Genomic DNA, 5,325 nt, shown 5'->3' on the forward strand with positions numbered 1-5,325 from the left:
TCGAATTAACGGAAATTTTCCGCCAGGCGCGGGGAAGCCGGATAGTCTATAATGCCCACCGCATCAACCAGGGCAAATTTCCCTATATACCAGAAGCCGGGGAGAAAAGCGATTTTTACTTTATGGAGGAAAAAGATGCGGAAAAAGCTCTGCAGAAAATCCTGGGTCTCTGCCGCAGCCGTATTCCCCGTTATTTCAATTTTCACCCCATCAAGGATATTCAGGTTCTGACCCCCATGAACCGGGGGCTTATTGGGGTCAGTAATTTAAATGTGGAGTTGCAGCAGGTGCTTAACCCCAAGCAGCCAGGAATAAGCCGGGGCGGAAGGAATTTTAAAATCGGTGACAAGGTTATGCAACTAGTCAATAATTACGATAAAGGCGTATACAACGGCGATATTGGCTGGGTAAAACGATTTGATCTGGAAGAACAAAAATTGGAAGTAGAATTTGAAGACTATCCGGTTTCGTATGACTTTTCGCAGCTTGATGAGCTGCAACTGGCCTATGCCTGTTCCATTCACAAGGCGCAGGGCAGTGAATACCCGGCGGTGATTATTCCGCTTTTGGAACAGCACTATATACTCCTGCAGCGTAACCTGCTTTACACCGGGGTTACCCGGGCCCGCAAACTGGTAATAATAATAGGAAGCAAAAAAGCTTTACACATCGCCATAAACAACGACAAACCCCGCAGCCGGGATACTGGGCTGAAAGAGCGCCTAGTAAAGATGGGGGTGAAGTCAATCTAAGTTTTGCCAAAAGCAGGAATTAAGCCTAAATATGGCGAATTCTTTTCAGGAAGCAAGAAGGCTTGCGAAAGGGGGATAATTATGCCGGATTATGCCTTGTTAGACCAGCCGGTGTTGCTGGATTTTTTGTTTTTTCCTCGAAAAGAACTCCGGCTTGCTCCGCCGGGGAGTTTTGATTTCCAGGTACCGGTAGAAGCCGAGAATGAAATTTATGTACATTGCCGTTTTTACCCAGGGAATAAAGAATGGCCCTGGATGCTCTATTTTCATGGCAACGGTGAAGTGGTAAGCGACTACGACGAGTTTTCCCGGCTTTACAACGCGCAAAGAATAAATCTGGTGGTAGGCGATTACCGGGGTTACGGGGGCAGCAGCGGCAGTCCTACTTTTGTTCATTTAGTTGAGGATGCCCACCGGATTTTTCGAGCGGTTCGGGAGGAACTTGCCCGGCGGGAGTTTAACTCCGAACTGTGGCTCATGGGCCGATCGCTGGGGAGCATTTCCGCCCTGGAACTGGCCTTCCACTATCAACAGGAAGTTCGGGGACTGGTTATAGAAAGCGGCTTTGCCTCTTTAACCAGATTGATTAAAGGTTTGGAATTGCCCGCCGATTACCGGATACTGGAACCCATAGAGCAGGAATGCCTGCAGATGTTGGGAGAAATCAAGCTACCGGCCCTGGTGATTCACGGGGAAGAGGATAACCTGGTCTATTTGCGGGAAGGTAAGCTGGTATTTGAGCAGCTGGGCAGTAACGCGAAGAAGATGCTGGTAATACCTGGAGCCGGCCACAATGATGTAATTGTTATGGATTTGCCCCGCTATTTTGGGGCTATTGCAGAATTAGTCTACGGAAAGGGAGTATGAGTAAACTTTAGAACCAGAAGCTGCTGATAAGCCGGATGGCGGCATAGGAAAAATATAGCCCGAAAATAAACTTCAGGGTGGCAGGCTTATAGTTTCTTATGCTGGCTGCTCCCAGCTGGGCCCCGATTATGGTACCTGCCGCCAGGGCCAGGGAGGCCTCCAGTAAAACATAGCTTTGCAGTAGCTTGATGCTGCCCCCTATGATGGTTACAGGAATTACAGAAACCAGGGAAGTACCTACAGCCAGGTAAATCGGGTAGCCAAAAAAATAAGTCATTCCCGGAACCAGTAGGTATCCTCCCCCCAGGCCCAGGATGCCGGTAAGAAAACCCACCACAAAACCTAGAGCGCATAATCCTAAAGGTCTTTCTCTAATATTTTGAGTTTCTTTTATCGGGTCATTTTTACGAGAAAAAAGGCTTTCCCAGATCATGAAAAAGCCCGGGAAAACAAAGAAAAGGCCCAGAACCAGGTTTAGCAGCTTCATTTGTTCAGCCAGAAGTTGAAAAAAGAAGGAGCCCAGTAAAATACCCGCTATGCCGCCCATAGAAATATAGACTATGCCTGCTCGGTGAGCGTTACCGCGCAAGAAGTGGGCATAACCGCCGGAAATGGCCGTAAATATAACTGCGAAAAGGGTGGTGCCCACAGCTAGAGTGGTGGAATAGTTAAAGCCGAACTTGAGCAGGGGCAGCATAATAATTCCACCCCCGATACCCAGCAAACCGCCGAAGTAGCCAGCCATGATTCCGATAGCTGTAAGCAGGAAAAGCTCCAGAGCACCAGGCCGGGGGAGAGCCGCACCTGCTGCCAGCGGGGACCTGCTCCACAGTACCCAGGCCAGAGCCAGGATAATTACAAACAGCAATCCGGCAATGAAAGCATATTTATCCATAAAAATCTTTCTATCCATATATTAGATTCCTTTCTTCGAGGCAGTTTTGTGATTGATAAGTTCATGCTCTCGGCAGGGGCAATATATATAATAATTACCAATAACCCCGTACAACCACCCAGGTTTTTGTCTAATCCGCAGAGCAATTCCATATAATTTCTTGCAAAGCCCATTATATATTTAAAAAGCTTATATAACCAGTTTGCTAATAATGGGGAATTGAAGCTACTATTTCAGGTGCCTGAACAATTGAGTATTTTGCATAATCTAAAAATTCAGTGAAGAATCATTAGGAAATATAATATATAGTGTTATTATCTCATTGTATCCGCGATATATTGACCGTTTTCCGAGTTTATGTAAAACTCGGATGTCACTGCAAAAAACCCTTTTTGTTGCATAAGGGTTGCATGAATATACAAAACGAGCGTTGGCGAAGGTGAAAGCGGGCGGTCGAAGACCGCCCTTACAATGCCCTGCGATCGCTATTATGGGTGCACCCTGCGGGTACGCCTGGGTGCTCCCTTGCAGTCGCTATTATGGGTGCTGAGCGGTATATTTATGCACACTAATACATATTTATTGCTTTTTGCAGTGACATCAACTCTTAATTATCAATCAAAATATACCTAAAAAGAACCGCGTACAAGCACAGGCTTTTTTAAACTACTTTGGTAGGACAGAATGCGGGAGAGATTTGGCCATGACTTTAATATTTATTTTCACCACTGCTTTTATTACCGGGCTATCGGGGGCCATTGTACCAGGACCCCTGCTGAGCTTTACCGTGGCGGAAACGCTTAAACGGGGATTTCGGGCGGCACCCTTAACTATACTGGGACATGCTATCCTTGAACTATCCTTGATTCTAGCCATTCTGGGCGGGCTGTCCGTCTACTTGAAACAACAGGCAGTTTTTCATACTATAGCCCTGCTGGGAGGATTCTTTCTTCTTTTGATGGGTTTGAGCTTAATCAGGGATGGATTGCAGGGATCATTTTCCGCGTTTCAATTGAAGACTGAGGAGAAGGAAGCAGGCAGGATTACTGCTCCTTCTGGCCAGCGGTCAGATATAGTAGCACAATCGCCTGTGGCGTCGTCATCCGGGAAGTATGCTGCTAGAAGAGGCTTACACCCGGTAGCAGGAGGCATTCTAATCAGCCTGGCCAACCCCTACTGGTCTTTGTGGTGGCTTACTATTGGATTAGGCTATCTCAGCCTGGCGCTAAAGAGTGGAAGCGCCGGGGTACTCGCCTTTTTTTCCGGTCATATCCTGGCCGACCTGGCCTGGTATTCTCTGGTGGCAGCAGCGATTTGCGGAGGACGCAAGGTCCTGAACAATTCGATTTTTCGCGCATTAATCTTGTGCTGCGGGGTTTTCCTTTTAGCTCTGGGGTCTTATTTTATGTACTTGGGAATCGGAAGTTAAACAAGGAGGTATAAATGAAACTGGCAATTTTTGACTTTGATGGAACCCTTTTGAGCAGGGATACTCTGCCTTGCCTGGGGCGAGAATGGCTCCGGCAGAAAAGATCCAAATTATGCTACATTCTGGTCTATCTTTCCATCGTTCCGGATTTGCTCTGGTACAGGATGGGGCTCATATCCCGGGAAGGGATGAAAGCAGGTGCATTCAGAAAATTCAATTACCTGTTCTCCGGGATGAATGCTGAGGAGATAAAAATTTTCTTTCACCAAGCCTATCCTGGATTGAGAAAACACTTCAATAGCAGGATAATTAAAGAGATTGATTTGGCCCGAAGCCAGGGTTATCACTGTGTGCTGCTTTCCGGTTCCTATTCTGAACTCATGAAAATGGTGGCGGCCGATCTGGGCTTGGACACAGTAATAGCCGCACGGCTGGCCTTTAAAGACGGAATATTCGATCCTGAAGGAGATACTCCTTTTATCGATGGGGAAAGTAAGTGTTCTCTTCTTAAGGAGACTTTTGCCGGGCAGGAGGTGCACTGGAAGGCCAGCCGTTGTTTTGCCGACAGTGTGGCTGATGTAAAGGTGATGGGAATGGTTGGAGAACCGGTAGCGGTGAATCCTGACCCCGGGCTCCTTTCCCATGCCATGCAGGAAGATTGGAGGGTGCTCAGCGGCTGAATGGCCGCAGTTATGCTGAGACGATATTGACGAAAGACGATTTAATTGATATCATATTTCTTGCATCGGGGTGTAGCTCAGCTTGGTGGAGCGCTACGTTCGGGACGTAGAAGCCGCAGGTTCAAATCCTGTCACCCCGACCATTTTAACTACCATCTATTGATAGAAAGAATTTTATCGATGGGTGGTTTTTGTTTTGCTTAAAAGGCCCAAAATATAGCCGTTCCTTCGGATTGTAGGAGCGGCTTATACTGGCCAAAAGGTACCACCGTAAAGCCCCCTTCCAGATTCTGCGTCATCTGCACCGCGCCCCAGCGGTCAAAGGCAATCTCCCGAATATTGTACCGAGTGCCGAGTTCCTCGATGAAGCTTTCAATAAATCCGTAATGTACTACATTGCCCTCCGTGGTTTTTAGAAGATACATTTAACCCGACAAAGCGCAGGATGGTAGTCGTGAGATAGCTTACCGGGGTATGGTACCGGTAAATACTGCGGTTATTGGCCTGGAACTATTATAAGTGGTTATTGGCGGAAAAATTGCTTTATCTATAGAATGACGGATTATCATGTTTATAGGAGATAAATCCCGGATATCGGCATTCCTGGAGCGTGAAGAAATTTCTTGTATTTGCATATATTGGGCGATTTGCCTATCATGTGAATAGGGTCGATTAGAGACCGAAAATCAATTTAGGGGGGTA

At 47.0% G+C, this 5,325-nt stretch carries 5 protein-coding genes, 1 tRNA gene and 1 pseudogene; 5 read left to right on the forward strand and 2 right to left on the reverse strand.

The genetic code is table 11. The features are described 5' to 3' along the window. The coding region (locus PHP87_RS10495; RefSeq protein ID WP_299921124.1) for an ATP-binding domain-containing protein at positions 1 to 752 on the forward strand (752 nt) is incomplete at its 5' end. Between the two features lie 81 nt (positions 753 to 833). After that, on the forward strand, positions 834 to 1,619 hold the full coding sequence (locus PHP87_RS10500) for an alpha/beta fold hydrolase (RefSeq protein ID WP_299921126.1): 786 nt from the start codon (positions 834 to 836) through the stop codon (positions 1,617 to 1,619). A 7-nt stretch (positions 1,620 to 1,626) separates the two neighbouring features. Here PHP87_RS10500 and PHP87_RS10505 read toward each other — a convergent pair whose 3' ends face one another. Then, positions 1,627 to 2,532, reverse strand: coding sequence for a sulfite exporter TauE/SafE family protein (locus tag PHP87_RS10505; protein ID WP_299921128.1), 906 nt, complete (start codon positions 2,530 to 2,532; stop codon positions 1,627 to 1,629). A 685-nt stretch (positions 2,533 to 3,217) separates the two neighbouring features. Here PHP87_RS10505 and PHP87_RS10510 point away from each other — a divergent pair. The 3 genes from PHP87_RS10510 to PHP87_RS10520 all read left to right on the forward strand — a co-directional run bounded on the left by PHP87_RS10510 (position 3,218) and on the right by PHP87_RS10520 (position 4,766). Then, a complete protein-coding gene (locus tag PHP87_RS10510) occupies positions 3,218 to 3,943 on the forward strand; it encodes a LysE family transporter (RefSeq protein ID WP_299921131.1) in 726 nt (241 codons plus the stop codon). Between the two features lie 14 nt (positions 3,944 to 3,957). Further along, positions 3,958 to 4,623 carry an HAD family hydrolase gene (locus PHP87_RS10515; protein ID WP_299921133.1) on the forward strand — a complete coding sequence of 222 codons (666 nt, stop codon included), beginning with the start codon at positions 3,958 to 3,960 and terminating at the stop codon, positions 4,621 to 4,623. Between the two features lie 66 nt (positions 4,624 to 4,689). Beyond that, a tRNA-Pro gene (locus PHP87_RS10520) sits at positions 4,690 to 4,766 on the forward strand. 108 nt (positions 4,767 to 4,874) lie between these two features. Here the strand turns inward: PHP87_RS10520 and PHP87_RS10525 are convergent. Then, positions 4,875 to 5,033 (reverse strand): annotated as a pseudogene (locus PHP87_RS10525) (terminase large subunit); the annotation flags it as partial. Positions 5,034 to 5,325: the final 292 nt, after the last annotated feature.

Source organism: Syntrophomonas sp. (genome assembly GCF_028707975.1).
GTDB lineage: Bacteria > Bacillota > Syntrophomonadia > Syntrophomonadales > Syntrophomonadaceae > Syntrophomonas.